The following is a 19833-nucleotide window of genomic DNA, read 5'->3' on the forward strand; positions in this document are numbered from 1 at the left end:
TTCGATCGGACCGTTTGAATAGGGCACACATGAAAGTGAAACTCAATCGTTGGATGCTGGCTACGACTATGGCCGCTTCGCTCGCGCTGTCCGCGCTCGCGCATGCGCAGGTGGACATGAGCAAGAGCACGGTGATCGCCACCTCGAAGCAGATGAACGTCCCCACCGACGGCAAGTTCAACAAGTTCAGCGCGCAGATCGCGTTCGACCCGGCGAAGCCGACGGCGGGCACGGCGAACATCACGATCGACACCGGCAGCTACGACCTCGGCGACGACGATTACAACAAGCAGGTGCGCGGCGCGGAATGGTTCGACGCCGGCAAGTATCCGAGCGCGACCTTCGTCTCCAGCGCGATCGCGCCGGCTGGCGGCAACAAGTACAACGTGACCGGCAAGATCACGATCAAGGGCAAGTCGCAGACGGTCACGGTTCCTGTGACGGTCACGCAGCAAGGCGCGACGGAAACCTTCGACGGCGCGCTGCCGATCAAGCGCACCCAGTTCGATGTAGGAACGGGCGAATGGAAGGATACGTCGATCGTCGCGGACGACGTGGTCATCAAGTTTCACATCGTTGCCGCAAAGAAGTGAGCGGCGTTTTTGTCACACACGACGCATATTCAGCGTATCTGGTTAGTCAGGAGAAGAACTTGAAAAAGCTTTCGATCATCGCCGCGGGCGCGCTCGCATTGGGTATGTCGTTCGGCGCGATGGCCGCCGACACGTACAAGCTCGACCCGAACCACACCTATCCGAGCTTCGAAGCCGATCACTTCGGTGGCGTGTCGACGTGGCGCGGCAAGTTCAACAAGAGCAGCGGTGAAGTCACGCTCGATCGCGCCGCGAAGACCGGCACGGTGAACGTGACGATCGACGTGGCTTCGGTCAACACCGGCAATGTGAAGCTGGACGAGCATCTGCAGAAGGCCGAGTTCTTCGATGCCGCGAAGTATCCGACGGCCGAGTACAAGGGCACGTCGATCAAGTTCGACGGCGACACGCCCTCGGAAGTGATCGGCACGCTGACGATGCACGGCGTGACGAAGCCGATCAACCTGAAGATCGAGAGCTTCAAGTGCTTCATGAACCCGATGATGAAGAAGGAAGTGTGCGGCGTCGAAGCGACGACGACCTTCGATCGCGGCGACTTCGGAATGGATTACGGCAAGTCTTATGGTTTCAGCCTCAAGACGGTTTTGCATATTCAGGCTGAGGGCGTGAAGCAGTAACGACTCGACGCCTCAAAGCAAAGCGGCCGGCCTTTTTTGAAGGCCGGCCGCTTTTTTACGCCCTTACGAAACGCGCGACGCTCAAACCTGCGCGCCCGCGTTCGGATCGTTCGGATCGAACTTGTCCTTCTTGTCCTTCACGAGATCTTCACGCTTCACGCCGAACCACATCGCGAGCGCCGCCGCGACGAACACCGACGAGTAGATGCCGAACAGAATACCGACGGTCAGCGCCAGCGCGAAATAGTGCAGCGTCGGGCCGCCGAAGAGAAACATCGACAGCACCATCATTTCCGTACAGCCGTGCGTGATGATGGTTCGCGACATCGTGCTCGTGATGGCGTGGTCGATCACTTCCTTCACGGTCATCTTGCGCTGCTTGCGGAAGGTTTCGCGAATCCGGTCGAAGATAACCACCGACTCGTTCACCGAATAGCCGAGCACCGCGAGAATCGCCGCCAGCACGGACAGCGAGAACTCCCACTGGAAGAACGCGAAGAAGCCGAGAATGATCACCACGTCGTGCAGATTCGCGATGATGCCCGCGACCGCATACTTCCACTCAAAGCGGAACGACAGGTAAATCACGATGCCGACCACCACGCACGCGAGCGCGAGCAGGCCGTTCGTCACGAGTTCCTTGCCGACCTGCGGACCGACGAACTCGACGCGCTGCAGCTTCACGTCGGCGTTGTCGGCCTTGAGCGCGCTCATCACCTGATCGCTTTGCTGCGCGGACGTCAGGCCCTGCTTGAGCGGCAGACGAATCAACACGTCCTGCGACGTGCCGAAATTCTGCACCTGCGCGTCGGCATAGCCGAGCCTCGACATTGACGCGCGCACCGGTTCGAGCTGCGCGGCTTGCGGATACTGCACCTCGACAACCGTGCCGCCGGTGAACTCCACCGACAGATGCAGGCCGCGATGCATGAGGAAAAATACGGCCACGAGGAACGTCACGAGTGAAATCACGTTGAAAATCAACGCGCGCTCCATGAACGGTAAGTCGCGGCGAATGCGGAAGAATTCCATTGTTTATTGCTCCGGACTCAGCGGATTCAGCGGGACTCGCCCGGTTTCTGTTGATCGATGTCGGGGCCCGAACGACGGCGCACCGTCGGCTTGCCCGTGCGCGCCTGTGCCTGAGCTGCGGCGCGCGGCGCGGCCACGGCGGTCTTCGTCTTGCCCTTCGCGGTTTTCACGATTTCATCGACAGGCGATTCGTCGCCGCGTTGCGCCGCGAGATAGGCCGCTGCGGCGGCTTCGGCATTCGTGCCTTCCGGACGCCACACCTGACCGATCGCGAGCGACTTCAGCTTCTTCTTGCCGCCGTACCACAGGTTCACGAGGCCGCGCGAGAAGAACACCGCCGAGAACATCGACGTCAGAATGCCGATACAGTGCACGACCGCGAAGCCGCGCACCGGACCCGAACCGAACGCGAGCAGCGCGAGGCCGGCGATCAGCGTCGTGACGTTCGAGTCGAGAATTGTCGCCCAGGCGTGCTTGAAGCCTTCCTGAATCGCGGTCTGCGGCGGCGCGCCGTTGCGCAGTTCCTCGCGGATACGTTCGTTGATCAGCACGTTCGCGTCGATCGCCATACCGAGCGCGAGCGCGATAGCGGCGATACCGGGCAAGGTCAGCGTCGCCTGCAGAAGCGAGAGCACCGCGACCAGCAACAGCAGGTTGACCGAGAGCGACAGCATGGAGAACACGCCGAACAGCAGGTAGTACGCGATCATGAAGATAGCGATCGCGGCGAAACCGTACTGCACCGAATCGAAACCCTTCTTGATGTTGTCCGCGCCGAGGCTCGGGCCGACCGTGCGTTCCTCGATGATGTCCATCGGCGCCGCGAGCGAACCCGCGCGCAGGAGCAGCGCGAGATCGGTCGCGGCTTGCGGCGTCGGCTGACCCGTGATCTGGAAGCGGTCGCCGAGTTCGGACTGGATGGTCGCGACCGTCAGCACTTCGCCCTTGTTCTTTTCGAACAGCACCATTGCCATCGGCTTGCCGATGTTGTCGCGCGAAACGGACGACACCGCGCGGCCGCCGGCCGAATCCAGACGGATGTTGACCGACGGGCGCTGATGCTCGTCGAAGCCCGCCGACGCGTCGATAATGCGGTCGCCGGTGAAGATCACCTGCTTGCGCAGCAGCACGAGGCGGTCGCCCTGCTTGAACGTTTCGTCTCCGGGCGGCACCGCGTCGTTCGGGCCGATATAGGTGTTCACAGGATCGGCGAGGCGCGCTTCGAGCGTCGCCGTGCGGCCGATGATGTCCTTCGCCTTCGCGGTGTCCTGCACGCCCGGCAGCTCGACCACGATGCGGTCCGAACCCTGCTGCTGGATCACCGGTTCCGCAACGCCGAGTTCGTTCACGCGGTTATGCAGCGTGGTGATGTTCTGCTTGAGCGCGCCGTCTTCGACGAGCTTCTGCGCGGCCGGCGAGAACGTGCCGACGACCTGGAAGCCGTCGCTGCCCTGGCGCGTGGTCCATTGCAGTTCGGACACGCCTGTCTGGAGCAGGGGACGCGCGCTGTCCGCGCTCGACTGATCCGAGAAAGTCACGACGACCGACTGCCCGACGCGGTTCACGCCGCCATCGCGGATATTGCGGTCGCGCAGATAGGTGCGCGCATCGGCGGCGTCGGAGTCGAGCTTCTTGTTGAGCGCGCCGGCCATGTCGACCTGCAGCAGGAAGTGGACGCCGCCGCGCAGATCGAGGCCGAGGTACATCGGCAGCGCGTGCAGGGCCGTCAGCCAGCGCGGCGAGGCGCTCTGCAGGTTCAGCGCGACGATGTACTGCGGATCGCTCGGATCGGGGTTCAGTGCCTTCGAGAGCAGATCCTTCGCGTGCAACTGCGTGTCGGTGTCCTTCAGGCGCACGCGAATGTTCGCGTTCAGTTGCGAGTTGTCGAAGGTGACTTCGTCGGGCTTGATGTTGCTCGCGGCGAGCGCGGCCTCGACGTTCGACAACGTAGTCGAGTCGAGCTTGACCGTCGCCTTGCCGCTCGACACCTGAACTGCGGGCGCTTCGCCGAAGAAGTTGGGGAGCGTGTACACGAGGCCGATGACGAGCGCCACCAGCATCACGACATACTTCCAAAGGGGATAACGATTCATGGGAATGGCCGACCGGAAAGTTGGCTTCGGAGAAGAGGGCGTCCGGCGTTATGCGCGACGAGCCAGCCGGGAGACGGATGGCTCGGTGAGCGAGGCCGCGCCGGACGCGGTGGAACGAGTGGCCTTACAGCGACTTGATCGTGCCCTTCGGGAGAATGGTCGTCACGGAAGCCTTCTGAACGGTGATTTCCGTGCCTTCGGCGATTTCCACGCCAACGTAGGCGTCCGTCACCTTGGTGATCTTGCCGACGATACCGCCGTTCGTCACCACTTCATCGCCCTTGGCCATAGCGGCGAGCATGTTGCGATGTTCCTTCTGACGCTTCATTTGCGGACGGATCATGATGAAGTACAGCACCGCGAACATCAGGATTAGCGGCAGGAAGCTCATCAAGCTAGATTCCGCGCCACCGGTTGCGCCTTGTCCAAAGGCATTGGAAATGAACGACACGTTGGTCTCTCCGTTAAAACGTCACAAATACGTTCGAAAAACTCGAATTAGAAATTAGCCCGGTATTCTACCACTCGCCCTTGCCGCGAGACTCCGGGAATGCGCTTTGTCTTCAAGCCGTTACGACGCGCTCTCCCAGACTTCGGCGGCATGCTTCGCAAGCGGAAGAAAGGCAATTGTAATGCTGGAGCGGCTGTTTCGACGGCGGTTTCAATCGACGCCGCGCGCGCGGTTCTCCGCAAAGGTCTTGCGAAACGCTTCGAACGTGTGATTTTCGATCGAATCGCGCACTTCGCTCATCAGTTGCAAGTAGTAATGCAGGTTGTGAATCGTGTTCAGTTGCGCGCCGAGAATTTCACCGACGCGATGCAGATGATGCAGATAGCCGCGAGTGAAGTTCTGGCACGTGTAGCAGGCGCAGGATTCGTCCAGCGGTTTCAACGAGTTCTTATGCGTCGCGTTCTTGATCTTGAGGTCGCCGAAACGCGTGAAGAGCCAGCCGTTGCGGGCGTTGCGCGTGGGCATCACGCAATCGAACATGTCGACGCCCGCCGCCACGCCCGCGACGAGATCCTCCGGCGTGCCCACGCCCATCAGGTAATGCGGCTTGTCCGCGGGTAGCTTCGGCCCGATGTGATTCAGCACGCGCATCATGTCTTCCTTCGGCTCGCCGACCGACAAGCCGCCGATCGCGAAGCCGTGGAAACCGATGTCCGACAGACCCGCCAGCGATTCGTCGCGCAGATCCTCGAACATGCCGCCCTGTACGATGCCGAACAGCGCGTTCGGATTGTCGAGCCGGTCGAACTCGTCGATGGAGCGCTTCGCCCAGCGCATCGACATGCGCATGGAATCGGCGGCGTCCTTGTGCGAGGTCGCGATGCCGTTGGTCGCGTAGGGCGTGCATTCGTCGAATTGCATGACGATGTCGGAGTTCAGCACTTTCTGGATCTGCATCGACACTTCGGGCGACAGGAAGAGCTTGTCGCCGTTGATCGGCGACGCGAACGTGACGCCATCTTCGGTGATCTTGCGTAGTTCTCCGAGCGAAAACACCTGAAAGCCGCCCGAGTCGGTGAGAATCGGCCGGTTCCATCCCATGAACTTGTGCAGGCCGCCGTGCGCGCCGACGACTTCGAGACCGGGACGCAGCCACAAATGAAACGTGTTGCCGAGGATGATCTGCGCGCGAATCTCTTCCAGTTCGCGCGGCTGAATCGCCTTGACGGTGCCGTAAGTGCCGACCGGCATGAATATCGGCGTTTCGACGACGCCGTGATTGAGCGTGAGACGGCCGCGGCGCGCCTGGCCGTCGGTCGTCAGCAGTTCGAACTTGAGCCCATTCTCGGGCGGCGTGTGGGTTGCGGTCATTTGAGTTCCTGCCACTGGAAAACAGTCCAGCGCATCGGTTGAAAAGTTAGTCGCGGCGCGTCAGCAGCATGGCGTCGCCATAACTGAAGAAACGGTATTTCTCTTCGATCGCGTGGCGATACGCGTCGCGGATCGTATCCATGCCCGCGAACGCCGAAACGAGCATGAGCAGCGTCGACTTCGGCAGATGGAAGTTCGTCACGAGCCGGTCGACGACGCGAAACGCGTATCCCGGCGTGATGAAGATATCGGTTTCGGCCTGGGTCGCCGAGAGCGGGCGTCCGGCCTGCGCCGCGTCGCGCGCGGCGGCTTCCAGTGCGCGCATCGACGTCGTGCCGACCGCGATCACCTTGTTGCCGCGCGCCTTCACGGCCGCGATGCGGTCGACGAGCGATTGCGGCAGGTCGTACCACTCGCTGTGCATCTTGTGCTCGGCGATATTCTCGACGCGCACCGGCTGGAACGTGCCCGCGCCGACATGCAGCGTCAGGGTCGCGCGCTCGACGCCGCGCTTTTCGAGTTCCGCAAAAAGCGCGTCGTCGAAATGCAGGCCCGCGGTCGGCGCGGCCACCGCGCCCGGATTCGCCGCATAAACGGTCTGATAGCGCGTTTCGTCGTAGGCGTCGGCGTCGTGCTCGATATACGGCGGCAACGGCAAACGCCCGTGTTGCTCGATGAGCGTCAGGCATTCGGCCGGGAAGTGCAGCGTGTAGAACGGCTCGACGCGTTCGCCCACGGTCACGTCGAACGCATCCGCGAGGCGGATCGTGCTGCCTTCGGTCGGGCCCTTGCTCGCGCGGATCTGCGCGAGCGCCGTGGTCGCGCCGGTCAGCCGCTCGACCAGCACCTCGACGCGTCCGCCGCTGGCCTTTTGGCCGAAGAAGCGCGCCTTCAGGACTTTGGTATCGTTGAACACCAGCAGATCGCCGGGCGCGAGTAGATCCGGCAACTCGGAAAAACGCCGGTCGGTGAGCGTGGCGGGCGCGGTGCGATTGTCTACATCGAGCAGACGGCTCGCGCTGCGCTCGGCGAGCGCACTCTGCGCGATCAGCTCGGGCGGCAGATTAAAATCGAAATCGGAAAGCGTGAACATGACGTGGCTGGGTGACACAACTCAGGCGCGAACAAGACGCGAAAAAAGCGCAATCGCGCCGAACAAACCTCATATTGTACTTGCGAAGAGAGTCAATGCCCTTGTCCGACCGCCGCGTAGCCGCCTCGACCGATCCGCTGACCCTGGAGGAAAGCGACGCGCCGCGCGCCGCCGCGCCGGCGAAAAAGAAGGCGAAGGCGGAGGAAAAGCCGAAAACCGTCGTCAAGACGGCGGACAAGCTCGCCAAGCTCGGTCTCAAATCCGACATCGATCTCGTCCTTCATCTGCCGATGCGCTACGAGGACGAAACCTCGCTCATGCCCATCGGCGAGCTGATTCCCGGCGATATCGCGCAGACCGAAGGCGTCGTGTTCGACAACGAGATCGCGTATCGTCCGCGCCGCCAGTTGCTCGTGAAGATTCACGACGACGCCGGCGACGAACTCACGCTGCGCTTTCTCAATTTCTACGGATCGCAGGTCAAGCAGATGGCGCACGGCGTGCGTCTGCGCGTGCGCGGCGACGTGCGCGGCGGCTTCTTCGGACTGGAAATGGTGCATCCGGCCGTGCGCCCGGTCGATGACGACACGCCGCTGCCGCAAGCGCTCACACCGGTTTATCCGTCGACGGCGGGCATTTCGCAGGCCTATTTGCGCCGCGCGATCGATAACGCGATCACGCGCGTCGATTTGCCGGAACTGCTGCCGGCGCCGATTGCAAAAGCGCATTTGCAGCCGCTGAACGTGCCCGCTCTGCTCGATGCCGTGAAGACGCTACACCATCCGCGCGCCGATTCCGACGAAACCGCGCTCATCGACGGCACGCATCCGGCGTGGACGCGCATCAAGTTCGAGGAGTTGCTCGCGCAGCAGCTTTCGCTCAAACGCGCGCACGAGGAGCGGCGCACGCGCGCCGCGCCCGCGATGCCGCGCCGCGCCGCGGACGACGACGCGTCGCTCGTCGTGCGCCTCTTGCGCGCGCTGCCGTTCGCGCTGACCGGCGCGCAGCAACGCGTGGTCGCCGAAATCGCGGGCGAACTGACGCTCGCGCATCCGATGCAGCGTCTGCTTCAAGGCGATGTCGGCAGCGGCAAGACGATCGTCGCGGCGCTCGCGGCGGCGCAGGCGATCGACTCGGGTTATCAGGCCGCGCTCATGGCTCCGACCGAAATCCTCGCGGAGCAGCACGCGCGCAAGCTGCGCGGCTGGCTGGAGCCGCTGGGCGTCACGGTCGCGTGGCTCGCGGGCAGCCTTAAGGCGAAGGAGAAGCGTGCCGCGCTCGAAGCGGCGGCGCTCGGCACGGCGAAGCTCGTCATCGGCACGCACGCGATCATCCAGGACGCGGTCGAATTCGCGCGCCTCGGGCTCGTGATCGTCGATGAACAACATCGCTTCGGCGTCGCGCAGCGGCTCGCGTTGCGCGCGAAGGCGCAGAACGCGGCGGATGGCAGGCACGACTTCCAGCCGCATCAACTGATGATGTCCGCGACGCCGATCCCGCGCACGCTCGCGATGACGTACTACGCCGACCTCGACGTCTCGACCATCGACGAACTGCCGCCCGGCCGCACGCCGATCCTAACCAAGATCGTGTCGGACGCAAGGCGCAACGAGATCATCGGCCGCGTGCGCGAGGCGGCGTTGACCGGAAGGCAGGTTTATTGGGTGTGCCCGCTGATCGAGGAGAGTGAGACACTGCAGCTTCAGACCGCCGTCGAGACCTACGAAACCCTCGTCGCGACGCTGCCGGAACTGCGCGTCGGGCTGGTTCACGGGCGGCTCGCGCCCGCCGAAAAAGCCGCCGTCATGGACGCGTTCTCGCGCAACGAAGTGCAGTTGCTCGTCGCGACCACGGTGATCGAAGTCGGCGTCGACGTGCCCAATGCATCGCTGATGGTGATCGAGCATGCGGAGCGCTTCGGCCTTGCTCAGTTGCATCAGTTGCGCGGGCGCGTGGGGCGGGGCAGCGCTGCGTCCGTCTGCGTGCTGATGTACGCGAATCCGCTGTCGCAAACCGCGCGTTCGCGCCTGCAAACGATGCGCGAGACGACCGACGGCTTCGAGATCGCGCGACGCGATCTCGAAATTCGCGGTCCCGGCGAGTTTCTCGGCGCGCGGCAATCGGGTGAAGCGATGCTGCGTTTCGCCAGTCTCGAAAACGACGGCTGGCTGATCGAACCGGCGCGCGCTGCCGCCGATCAAATGCTCGCGCAATTCCCCGACGCCGTCACGCGCCATCTCGCGCGCTGGCTCGGCGCGCGGGAGCACTATTTGAAGGCCTGACTGAACTCGCGCGGGCAAAGTCAGTCCCTATTTAGCCTGCCCGCTCCGGGAAGCGGCAAAAGTTTGTCGAAGGGCGGTTGGCAGGTGTATAACTCAAACCTATCGAATCAATGTATTTCATTGGCCTTCAATGACCCTCACTGAACTGAAGTACATCGTCGCGGTCGCGCGGGAACGGCATTTCGGCCGCGCGGCCGAGGCGTGCTTCGTCAGCCAGCCGACCTTGTCGGTGGCAATCAAAAAGCTCGAAGACGAACTGAACGTGCAGATCTTCGAGCGCGGCACGAGCGAAGTCAGCGTGACGCCGATCGGCGAGCAGATCGTGACGCAGGCGCAGCGCGTGCTCGAACAGACGCTCGCCATCAAGGAAATCGCCAAGCAGGGCAAGGACCCGCTCGTCGGGCCGCTGCGCCTCGGCGTGATCTACACGATCGGACCGTACCTTCTGCCGACGCTCGTCAAGCAGATGATCAAGGCGGTCCCGCAGATGCCGCTCATGCTTCAGGAGAACTTCACGCTCAAGCTGATCGAGCTTCTCAAGCAGGGCGAAATCGATGTAGCGATCATGGCGCTGCCGTTCCCCGAAACCGGCCTGATGGTGCGCGCGCTCTACGACGAGCCGTTCGTCGTCGCGATGCCGTCGGGTCATGCGTGGGAGAACCGCGCGAAGATCGATCCGGACGATCTCAAGCAGGAAACCATGCTGCTGCTCGGCAGCGGCCATTGCTTCCGCGATCACGTGCTCGGCGTGTGTCCTGAACTAATGCGCTTCTCGCAGAATGCGGACGGCATCCAGAAGACGTTCGAAGGCTCGTCGCTGGAAACGATTCGCCATATGGTCGCGAGCGGCGTCGGCATTACGGTGCTGCCGCGCATGTCGGTGAGCGAGGTGAAGCCGCATGCGGGGGGCATCGATTCGGGCCTGCTCAGCTACGTGGCGTTTGACGAGCCCGTGCCAGACCGGCGCGTCGTGCTCGCGTGGCGCAAGAGCTTCACGCGCATGCCGGCCATCGACGCCATCTCTGAGGCGATCGCCAATTGCGATCTGCCCGGCGTGAGAAAGCTCGATATGCCTGTCGCAGTGAACTGATCACGTTTTTCCCTGCAAAACGCCGCGCTCTGGCAACGGAGCGCGGCGTTTTCATTTGCGGTATCGCGCCCCGGCGAAATCAGCGCGATGTTTGATCTATCGCATATATAAATTTAATCGAATTATAAAAATCGATAGTTTGCGTTACGATCTTCTTCAGTCGGATTCCACCGACCACGACAAGAGGATTCCATGATCGCCGCGACGTTCTCCGACCGCTGGGACAGCTTTCGCGATACGGCGGTTTCGACCCTCGCCGATTTCGCCCGCGTGGCCTGAGCGCGCGCTCCACATCATCCAACGCAAACGCAAAAAGCAGGAGTATCACGATGACGACCCAACGACTCACGACCGTGGCTGGCGCACCCGTCGGCGACAACCAGAACTCGCAGACCGCCGGCCCGCGCGGCCCGGTGACGCTGCAGGACTTCTGGCTCGTCGAGAAACTCGCGCACTTCGACCGCGAAGTGATTCCCGAGCGTCGCGTCCACGCCAAGGGCTCGGGCGCGTTCGGCACCTTCCGGGTGACGCACGATATTTCGCGCTACACGAAGGCAAAATTGTTCGCGGACATCGGCAAGGAAACGCCGATCTTCATGCGCTTCTCGACGGTCGCGGGCGAGCGCGGCGCGGCCGATGCCGAGCGCGACGTGCGTGGTTTCTCGATCAAGTTCTACACGGAAGAGGGCAACTGGGACGTCGTCGGCAACAACACGCCGGTGTTTTTCATTCGCGATCCGTTGAAGTTCCCCGACTTCATCCACACGCAAAAGCGTGATCCGTACACGAACATGCGCAGCAACATCGCCGCATGGGATTTCTGGTCGCGTCATCCGGAATCGCTGCATCAGGTGACGATTCTCATGAGCGACCGTGGCATTCCGAAGAACCATCGTCAGATGCACGGTTTCGGCTCGCACACGTACTCCTTCCTTAGCAAGGACAACGAGCGTTTCTACGTGAAGTTCCACTTCAAGTCGCAGCAGCCGCTTGAGAATTACACCGATGCAGAAGCGGCCGCCGTGGTCGCGAACGACCGCGAAAGCGCGCAGCGCGATCTCGTCGGGAACATCGACAAGGGCAATTTCCCGCGCTGGAATTTCAGCATTCAGGTCATGACGGAAGAGCAGGCTACGCAGTCGAAGGTGAATCCGTTCGACATCACGAAAGTGTGGTCGCACAAGGACTTTCCGCTGATCGACGTCGGCGTGATCGAACTCAACCGCAACGCGCAGAATTACTTCGCGGACGTGGAGCAGGCCGCGTTCACGCCGGCGAACGTGGTGCCGGGCATCGGCTTCTCGCCGGACCGGTTGTTGCAAGGGCGTCTGTTCTCGTATGGCGACGCGCAGCGTTATCGGCTCGGCATCAACCATCACCAGATTCCGGTGAACGCGCCGCGTGCGCCGATCGCCAATTCGTTCCATCGCGATGGCGCGATGCGCACCGACGGCAACCTCGGCGGCCGCGTGAACTACGAGCCGAGCCGTTTCGGCGAATTCGCGCAGGACGCGAGCGTGAACGAGCCGCCGCTCGCGGGCGGAACGGTGTATCGCTACGACCATCGCGAAGACGACGATTACTACAGTCAGCCGGCCGCGCTGTTCCGGCTCTTCGATGACGCCCAGCGCGAGCGCTTCTTCGGCAACATCGCGCGGCACATTCATGGCGTGCCGAACGAAATCGTCGTGCGGCAGATCGGGCATTTCCGCCGTATCGATCCGGCTTACGCGCAGGGCGTGATCGACGCGCTCGCGAAGCTCGGCCAGAAGATCGAAGAGCAGGACGCCGCCGCCGTCTGACTGCGACGCGCGCCGGAAACACGGGAGAAAACATCATGTCTCAAGCGTTGAATCACATCGCACAGGCGGTCGAGCATATCGAAGCGACGAGCGTTCGGGCTTCGCGCCGCGTGCGCATCGCGATTGCGTTCGGTATCGTCGCGGCGGGTTATGGGCTTGTCGTCGCGAGCGGTGTGGCCGGTGCGTGAGCGTGGTCGGCGGGGCGCGAGTGCGTCAACGCAGCGCAGCGCAGTCGAGTGTCGCTGCGCAATGAATCGTTCCCCGTTTCTAAGATAAACTGTCGAACGCTCGAAAACGCCGCGCTGCAAGCGTTTGCAGCGCGGCGCTCGCACCTCTCTCGAATCACTCTCTCACGGAGTCATCATGGCGAAGAAAGGCACTGCACCTGCCGTCAATATCGGCATCAGCGACAAAGACCGCAAGAAGATCGCCGATGGGCTGTCGCGACTGCTGGCCGACACGTACACGTTGTATCTGAAGACCCACAACTTTCACTGGAACGTGACGGGTCCGATGTTCAACACGCTGCATCTGATGTTCGAGACGCAGTACAACGAACTCGCGCTCGCCGTCGATTCGATCGCCGAACGCATTCGCGCGCTGGGCGTGCACGCGCCGGGCAGCTACAAGGAGTTCGCGAAACTGTCGTCGATTCCGGAAGCGGACGGCGTGCCGGCTGCCGAGGAAATGATTCGCCAACTGGTGGAAGGTCAGGAAGCCGTGGTGCGTACCGCGCGCGAAATCTTCCCGTCGACGGAAGCCGCGAACGACGAACCGACCGCCGACCTGCTCACGCAACGCATGCAGACGCACGAGAAGACCGCGTGGATGCTGCGCGCGATGCTGGCTTGAGGCTTTCGCCGCTTCCACCGCTTCCGCAGCGTTCGTAGTTCTCGCAGTGACGAAACCCCGCTCTCACGCGGGGTTTTCGCTTTTCAGGCGCTTCGAAGCCGCTGTTCTAAAAGCCGCTGTTCTAAAATAGCCGCATCGCGTTTTCTCGCTTCGTCTTTCCGCCATGCTCGCCCGACTTCCGCTCTACCTGCGCCTCGTGCGCCTCGATAAGCCCATTGGCAGCCTGCTGCTTCTGTGGCCGACGCTCAACGCGTTGTGGATCGCGTCAGGCGGCCATCCGTCGCCGATGCTGCTCGCCATTTTCATCGTCGGCACGATCCTGATGCGCTCCGCGGGCTGCGCGATCAACGACTACGCCGATCGCGACTTCGACCGGTACGTGAAGCGCACGGCGGAGCGGCCGATCACATCGGGCAAGATCAAGGCGTGGGAGGCCGTGGCGCTCGCGGCGGCGCTCGCGCTCGTCGCGTTCCTGCTGATCCTGCCGCTCAACGCGCTCACGAAGGAACTGTCGGTGTTCGCGCTGTTCGTGGCGGGTTCGTATCCGTTCACCAAGCGCTTCTTCGCGATCCCGCAGGCGTATCTCGGCATCGCGTTCGGCTTCGGCATTCCGATGGCCTTCGCCGCCGTTCAGAACCACGTGCCGATGCTCGCGTGGATCATGCTCGCCGCGAACGTGTTCTGGTCGGTCGCGTACGACACCGAGTACGCGATGGTCGATCGCGACGACGACATCAAGATCGGCATTCGAACCTCCGCGCTCACCTTCGGGCGCTACGACGTGCTCGCCGTCATGCTGTGCTACGCGGCGACGCTGGCGATTTACGCGGGCATCGGCATCGCGCTCGGATTTGGCTGGGGCTACTGGCTCGGCTGGATCGCGGCGGCGGTTTGCGCGGTGTACCACTATGGGCTGATCCGCAATCGTGAACGCATGGCGTGCTTCGCCGCGTTCAAGCACAACAACTGGCTCGGCGGCATGCTGTTCGCGGGCATCGCGCTGCATTACGCGCTGGCGGGCTGATCCTCATCGCGCAACGTCCACGCTGCAACGTGTGCAACGCACGTTGCACGAAAACGTGGCTGATCGCTTCATGCAAATCCGCGAAACAGTCTGTGAACGACAAATTTGTTCGCATCGCGGCTTTGCGACCTCATCCTTTGATAACTTCGCAAGTTTGGTATCGATTAATTAGTCTGGATACCTGAAGAGACTTTGTGTGCGGGCGGTCGTTCGACGGCGGACGGTCAGACTCTTTTTTCTACGAGCCGGGTGATCGCCGCGAATCTTTCCGCGCCGCGACGTCCGTTCGCTCAATTCATTCTGGGTGCGTGTCAGTCATGGGTTATCTTGCTCGATTCGATTTAGCTGGACTTGCTTCCCGATTTCGGGTCACGCATCTCGTCGAAACCGGTTATGGACGAGGTAAATCCTGCCGCGCGGCTTTGAACGCCGGTTTCACGAAGGCGCTCTCGTGCGAAATCTTCGGGCCGCTTTTTGCCGAGGCGGAACAAAGCGAACGTCTCCATGTCGCGAATGTGGACAGTCTCACGTTTCTGCGTTCGGCACCGGTGACGGGCGCGCTCGCCGAGCATCGCTGCCTCGTTTTCCTCGACGCGCATTACCCCGGCGCGGACTTTGGCGGCAAGAGCTACATGAGCCACGAACATAGTCCGGCCGAACGCCTGCCGTTGCTCGCCGAACTCGAACTGCTTCGCGGCCGGGCGGACGATGCGCTCATCGTACTGGACGATGTTCGCATTTACCGGCGTGAGTTCCAGACGAGCGACGGCACGCTTCCGGACTGGGTCGAGGACGGCTTCGACCAGGAAGCCACGTTCCTCGAATTGCTCGCGTCGTTCGACGGCACACACACGTTGCACTGGCATGCCGAGGAAACGGGCTACGCGGTTCTCTGGCCGCGCGCGTGGGGCGAATACGCGCTGAAGAAGTGGGTGCTGCCCGGCGATCGGACGCAGCGGTTAGAGCTCACACTGGGCGTCCCGGGCACGACCTGTATCTCGCTCAATCGCCGTTTGCTCGACGCGCGCTTCAGCAATCGCTGGCTCGTGGGCAACGGGCTCGATATCGGCGGCGGCAACGACAGCATCGCGCTGTATCGCTCATTGTTTCCGCGCATCGACAGCGTGACGGTGTACGAGCGGGAGCAGGGCGACGCACAATATCTCGACAACGTCAGGGACGACAGCTTCGACTTCGTCTATTCCGGACACTGCCTCGAACACGTGATCGACCCGCGCGTCGCGCTGCGCCACTGGTTGCGCGTGCTCAAGCCGGGCGGCCATCTCGTTATCACCGTGCCCGATGAAGACCTGTACGAGCAGGGCGTGTGGCCGTCGACGTTCAACCAGGACCACAAGCACACGTTCACGCTGTACAAACGCGAAAGCTGGTCGCCCGTGTCGATCAACGTTCTGGATTTACTGCGCGATTTCGAGCGCGAAGTCAGCGTAAAAAAGGTCGAGCTTCTGGATCACAGCTTCCTGCGCGGCATGGAGCGCTACGACCAGACACGGAGCGCATTCGCGGAGTGCGGCATCGAGTTCGTCGTGCAGAAGCTTTAAGCAGACGTGGCGCGCGTGCGTATGCGCGCTACGTCTTTAATGACCGGTCGGCTCAAGCCCCGCCCAATTCATCGCCCATCTCTTTCGCCCGCGCTTCTGCAGCCAGCGCGCCGCGCACGATCGCGTCCTTCACCCCTTGTGCATCGAACGAGGCGAGCGCCGCCGCCGTCGTGCCGCCCTTCGACGTCACGCGCTCGCGCAACACGCTCGCCGGCTCGCCCGATTGCGCGGCCAGTTGCGCCGCGCCGGTGAACGTGGCGACGGCGAGCGCGCGGCCTTGCTCCTCGTCCATGCCGAGCTGGCGCGCCGCTTCCTGCATTGCTTCGATGAAATAGAACACGTAAGCCGGGCCGCTGCCGGAAATCGCGGTGACGGCGTCGAGCTTCGCTTCATCGTCGAACCAGACGGCCGTGCCGACCGCTTCCAGCACTTGCGAGGCGAGCGCTTTCGCCGCATCGGTCACGCCGGGCAATGCGGCAATGCCGGTCACGCCCATGCCGATCAGCGCGGGCGTGTTCGGCATCGTGCGCACGACGAGCGCGTAACCGTTCAGCCAGCGCGAGAGATCCGTCGCGCGAATGCCGGCGGCGATGCTGATGATCGTCTGCTTCGACAGATGCGGCGCAAGCGCTTCGGCCACGCTTTTGAGCACTTGCGGCTTCACGGCGAGCACGATCGCGTCGTACTCCGCGAGCTTCGCGTCGACAGCCGCGCCCGTCGCCACGCCGAATTGCTTCGCGGTACGCGCGCGCGCTTCGTTGTCGATGTCGATGGCGTAGATATCGGCGACCGATGTGCCGCGCTTGAGAAGGCCGCCGATGAGCGCCGCGGCCATGTTGCCGCCGCCGATGAATGCAATTTTCATGGTTGAACGTGAGGTCAGGTGGTGTAGGTGCGCGCGCCGAAAATCGCGGTGCCGATGCGCACCATCGTCGCGCCTTCGAGCACGGCGGCTTCGAGATCGGCGGACATGCCCATCGAGAGCGTGTCGAGATCGAGGCCGTCGTCGCGCAGCGTGTTCATCAGTTCGCGCAGGCGCGCGTGCGGCTGGCGTTGCGCATCGAGGGTTTCGGCGGGCTCGGGAATCGCCATCAGGCCGCGCAGACGCAGACCCGGCAGCGCGGCGACCGCATGCGCGAGCGCGACGGCTTCTTCCGGTTCGACGCCACTCTTCGATGCCTCGCCGCTCACGTTCACCTGAATGCAGACGTTGAGCGCGGGCGTGCCTTCCGGGCGCTGCGCGGAGAGCCGCTCGGCGATCTTCAGGCGGTCGATCGAATGCACCCAGTCGAACTGTTCCGCGACGACCTTGGTCTTGTTCGATTGCAGCGGCCCGATGAAATGCCATTCGATCTCGCCGCGCAGATCGGCCAGCTCGGCGATCTTCGCGATGCCTTCCTGCACGTAGTTCTCGCCGAACGCGCGCTGGCCGGCGCCGAAGGCGGCGCGCACGTCGTTCGCGGGAAAGGTCTTGGACACGGCGAGCAGCTTGACGCAAGCCGCATCGCGCGACGCGTCGCGCGCCGCCTTGGCGATACGTTGCCGGACTTCTTCGAGATGTTGGGCGATAGACATGCTTGGGCGTAGGGCGTTGAAGCCACTCATTATACGAAGCGGCTTCAACCGTACAGCAGATGCTCCAGCAACTGGATCCAGTGCGTGACGGGCGTCGACGTGCCGCTTTGCAGATGCGCGATGCAGCCGACATTCGCCGACACGATCATCTGCGGTTCCAGCTTCTCCAGCCGGTCGAGCTTCTGATTGCGCAGCGTGTACGAGAGCTTCGGCTGCAGCACCGAGTAGGTGCCCGCCGATCCGCAGCACAGATGGCTGTCCGCGGGCAGGCGCACTTCCAGTCCGAGCGCGGTCAGGAGATGCTCGACGCGCCCGCGAATCTGCTGCCCGTGCTGCAACGTGCAAGGCGGATGAAACGCGACGGTATGCACGCCGCGCCGCCGCGAGAGCGCGACGAGTTCCTCTTCGTACATCGGCAGGATTTCGGCGAGATCGCGCGTCAGATCGACGATCTTTTGCGCCTTTTGCGAGTACGCCGGATCGTTGCGCAGCAGATGCGCGTATTCCTTCACGGTCGCGCCGCAACCCGACGCATTCATCACGATCGCCTCGACGCCGCTTTCCACATACGGCCACCATGCGTCGATGTTGTTGCGCACGTCGTCGAGCGCGTCGTCGTTGTAGCCGAGGTGCAGGCGGATCGCGCCGCAGCAGCCCGCGCCCGGCGCCGTGACGATCTCGATGCCGAGCGCGTCGAACACGCGCGCGGTCGCCGTGTTGACATTGGGCATCATCGCCGGCTGGACGCAGCCCGCGAGCATCAGCATCTTGCGTTCGTGCTTGTTCGTGGGCGCGGCGAGCGGCCGTTCGGCGAGAGGAATTTTCGCGCGCAGCTTGCGCGGCAGGATGCCGCGAAACTGCTGGCCGAGCTTCATCGCGGGTGTGAAGAGCGTGCTGTTCGGCAGGAAGCTCGCGAGCAGGCGCCGTTGCAGACGCTGACGCATCGGCCGCTCCACCTTCTCTTCGACGACCTTGCGCCCGATCTCGACGAGACGCCCGTACTGCACGCCCGACGGGCACGTGCTTTCGCAATTGCGGCAGGTGAGGCAGCGGTCCAGATGCAGTTGCGTGCTGCGCGAAACCGGCGCGCCTTCGAACATCTGCTTCATCAGATAGATGCGTCCGCGCGGCCCGTCGAGCTCATCGCCGAGCAACTGATACGTCGGGCAGGTCGCCGTGCAGAAGCCGCAGTGCACGCACTTGCGCAGAATGGCGTCGGCTTCGTCGCCATCGGCTGTGCCGCGGATGAAATCGGCGAGATTGGTTTGCATCGATGCGCCTAGAAGTCGGGATACAAACGCGCGCGGTTGAAGATGCGCGCCGGATCAAATGCGGTTTTCAAGCCGCGATGAATCTTCATGAGCGGCGCGGGCAGCGGCGTGAACACGCCGGCATTGCGATCGTAGGCGGAGCCGGCGCGGAAAATCGTCGCGTGGCCGCCCGCCTGTTTCGCGCTGATGCGCACGGTTTGCGGATCGGTGTCGGTGATCCACCAGCGTTGCGCGCCGCCCCATTCCATCAGTTGCGCGCCCGGCAGATGCAGCGGCTCGGCGATCGACGGCAACGCGAGCCGCCACAGCGCCGAACGCGGCTCGATGACCGCGAAGAACGGGTCGGTCTGCTCGCGCATGCCGATCCAGAACCGATCCGCTTCGACCGCATCGACGACTTCGCCGCCGAGCGTGTTGCGCGCGGTTTTGACGGCGGCTTCGGCGCCCGCGAGACGCAACGCGAGCGTGCCGTCGCGCCACGCGCTGCCGCAGATCGGCAAGGGATGGCCGCCCCACTCGTTGAGCTTGCGCACGCCGTCGGTGGCGTGCATGTCGAATTTCAGCGTGGCTTCGGCGACGGGGCGCGGCAGCACCTTGATCGACAGTTCGAGAATCAGCCCGAGCGTGCCGAGCGATCCGGCGAGCAGGCGCGACACGTCATAGCCCGCGACGTTCTTCACCACTTGCCCGCCGAAATGCAGCACTTGGCCGTGCCCGTTCATGACGACCGCGCCGAGCACGAAATCGCGCGGCGCGCCGGTCCAGGCGCGGCGTGGGCCGGCGAGCCCCGCGGCAATGCAGCCGCCGAGCGTCGCGTTGCGCCCGAAGTGCGGCGGCTCGAACGGCAGCATCTGGTTGTGCTCTCTCAACGCCGCTTCGATTTCGGCGAGCGGCGTGCCGCTTCGCGCGGTAATGACGAGCTCGGCCGGATCGTAGGCGATGATGCCGCGATACGCGCGCGTGTCGAGGATCTCTCCCTGGAGCGTCTGACCGTACCAGTCCTTGGTGCCGCCGCCGCGAATCCGCAGCAGCGCGCCGGTTTCGGTGGCCCGGGCGATCCTCTCCGACCAGCCGGCGACGATGTCGTCCTGTTCCATGGATGTT

Annotated in this window: 18 protein-coding genes; 9 read left to right on the top strand and 9 right to left on the bottom strand. The window is 63.2% G+C overall.

Features of this window, described 5'->3' with window-relative positions; all coding sequences use genetic code 11:
• The first annotated feature begins 29 nt into the window (after positions 1-29).
• Positions 30-593: a YceI family protein gene (locus tag AWB82_RS02060; protein ID WP_086965354.1), complete on the top strand. Its 564-nt coding sequence runs from the start codon at positions 30-32 to the stop codon at positions 591-593.
• Between the two features lie 59 nt (positions 594-652).
• Entirely contained in the window at positions 653-1231 is a 579-nt protein-coding gene (locus tag AWB82_RS02065; RefSeq protein WP_086965356.1) for a YceI family protein, read from the top strand.
• An 81-nt stretch (positions 1232-1312) separates the two neighbouring features.
• On the opposite strand, the gene secF is transcribed toward AWB82_RS02065, so the two are convergent.
• From secF to queA, 5 genes are all read right to left on the bottom strand, one after another.
• Positions 1313-2263 carry a protein translocase subunit SecF gene (gene secF / locus AWB82_RS02070; protein WP_086965357.1) on the bottom strand — a complete coding sequence of 317 codons (951 nt, stop codon included), beginning with the start codon at positions 2261-2263 and terminating at the stop codon, positions 1313-1315.
• A gap of 26 nt (positions 2264-2289) precedes the next feature.
• On the bottom strand, positions 2290-4356 hold the full coding sequence (gene secD, locus AWB82_RS02075; RefSeq protein WP_086965359.1) for a protein translocase subunit SecD: 2067 nt from the start codon (positions 4354-4356) through the stop codon (positions 2290-2292).
• A 124-nt stretch (positions 4357-4480) separates the two neighbouring features.
• Positions 4481-4807 (bottom strand): preprotein translocase subunit YajC, encoded by a 327-nt coding sequence (yajC, locus tag AWB82_RS02080; protein ID WP_086965361.1) that lies wholly within the window; start codon positions 4805-4807, stop codon positions 4481-4483.
• Positions 4808-5017: 210 nt separating this feature from the next.
• Entirely contained in the window at positions 5018-6178 is a 1161-nt protein-coding gene (tgt, locus tag AWB82_RS02085) for a tRNA guanosine(34) transglycosylase Tgt (RefSeq protein WP_086965363.1), read from the bottom strand.
• Positions 6179-6224: 46 nt separating this feature from the next.
• Entirely contained in the window at positions 6225-7271 is a 1047-nt protein-coding gene (gene queA, locus AWB82_RS02090; RefSeq protein WP_086965365.1) for a tRNA preQ1(34) S-adenosylmethionine ribosyltransferase-isomerase QueA, read from the bottom strand.
• Between the two features lie 95 nt (positions 7272-7366).
• On the opposite strand from queA, the gene recG reads away from it, so the two are divergent.
• The 7 genes from recG to AWB82_RS37875 all read left to right on the top strand — a co-directional run bounded on the left by recG (position 7367) and on the right by AWB82_RS37875 (position 15883).
• Entirely contained in the window at positions 7367-9553 is a 2187-nt protein-coding gene (gene recG / locus AWB82_RS02095) for an ATP-dependent DNA helicase RecG (RefSeq protein ID WP_086965367.1), read from the top strand.
• Positions 9554-9683: 130 nt separating this feature from the next.
• Positions 9684-10643, top strand: a complete 960-nt coding sequence (locus AWB82_RS02100; RefSeq protein WP_086965369.1) for a hydrogen peroxide-inducible genes activator — start codon at positions 9684-9686, stop codon at positions 10641-10643.
• A gap of 329 nt (positions 10644-10972) precedes the next feature.
• Complete coding sequence (locus tag AWB82_RS02105; protein ID WP_086965371.1) at positions 10973-12445, top strand: catalase; 1473 nt, start codon at positions 10973-10975, stop codon at positions 12443-12445.
• Positions 12446-12480: 35 nt separating this feature from the next.
• On the top strand, positions 12481-12633 hold the full coding sequence (locus tag AWB82_RS37560; RefSeq protein ID WP_159462551.1) for a hypothetical protein: 153 nt from the start codon (positions 12481-12483) through the stop codon (positions 12631-12633).
• Between the two features lie 175 nt (positions 12634-12808).
• Entirely contained in the window at positions 12809-13297 is a 489-nt protein-coding gene (locus AWB82_RS02110) for a Dps family protein (protein WP_086965373.1), read from the top strand.
• Between the two features lie 163 nt (positions 13298-13460).
• A complete protein-coding gene (gene ubiA / locus AWB82_RS02115) occupies positions 13461-14321 on the top strand; it encodes a 4-hydroxybenzoate octaprenyltransferase (RefSeq protein ID WP_086965375.1) in 861 nt (286 codons plus the stop codon).
• Positions 14322-14743: 422 nt separating this feature from the next.
• The gene (locus AWB82_RS37875; protein ID WP_235023136.1) at positions 14744-15883 is read left to right on the top strand and encodes a methyltransferase domain-containing protein; all 1140 of its coding nucleotides are present in this window, start codon (positions 14744-14746) and stop codon (positions 15881-15883) included.
• Between the two features lie 52 nt (positions 15884-15935).
• Here the strand turns inward: AWB82_RS37875 and proC are convergent, their stop codons facing one another.
• Genes proC through glcE form a run of 4 tightly spaced genes read right to left on the bottom strand, consistent with a single transcriptional unit; the run spans position 15936 to position 19826 of the window.
• Positions 15936-16748 carry a pyrroline-5-carboxylate reductase gene (proC, locus tag AWB82_RS02125; RefSeq protein ID WP_086965376.1) on the bottom strand — a complete coding sequence of 271 codons (813 nt, stop codon included), beginning with the start codon at positions 16746-16748 and terminating at the stop codon, positions 15936-15938.
• Positions 16749-16762: 14 nt separating this feature from the next.
• Complete coding sequence (locus tag AWB82_RS02130; protein WP_086965378.1) at positions 16763-17458, bottom strand: YggS family pyridoxal phosphate-dependent enzyme; 696 nt, start codon at positions 17456-17458, stop codon at positions 16763-16765.
• A gap of 44 nt (positions 17459-17502) precedes the next feature.
• Positions 17503-18729 (bottom strand): glycolate oxidase subunit GlcF, encoded by a 1227-nt coding sequence (gene glcF / locus AWB82_RS02135; protein ID WP_086965380.1) that lies wholly within the window; start codon positions 18727-18729, stop codon positions 17503-17505.
• 8 nt (positions 18730-18737) lie between these two features.
• Entirely contained in the window at positions 18738-19826 is a 1089-nt protein-coding gene (gene glcE / locus AWB82_RS02140) for a glycolate oxidase subunit GlcE (RefSeq protein WP_086965382.1), read from the bottom strand.
• Between the last annotated feature and the right edge of the window lie 7 nt (positions 19827-19833).

The organism is Caballeronia glebae (assembly GCF_001545035.1).
In the GTDB taxonomy this organism is placed as follows: Bacteria; Pseudomonadota; Gammaproteobacteria; order Burkholderiales; family Burkholderiaceae; genus Caballeronia; species Caballeronia glebae.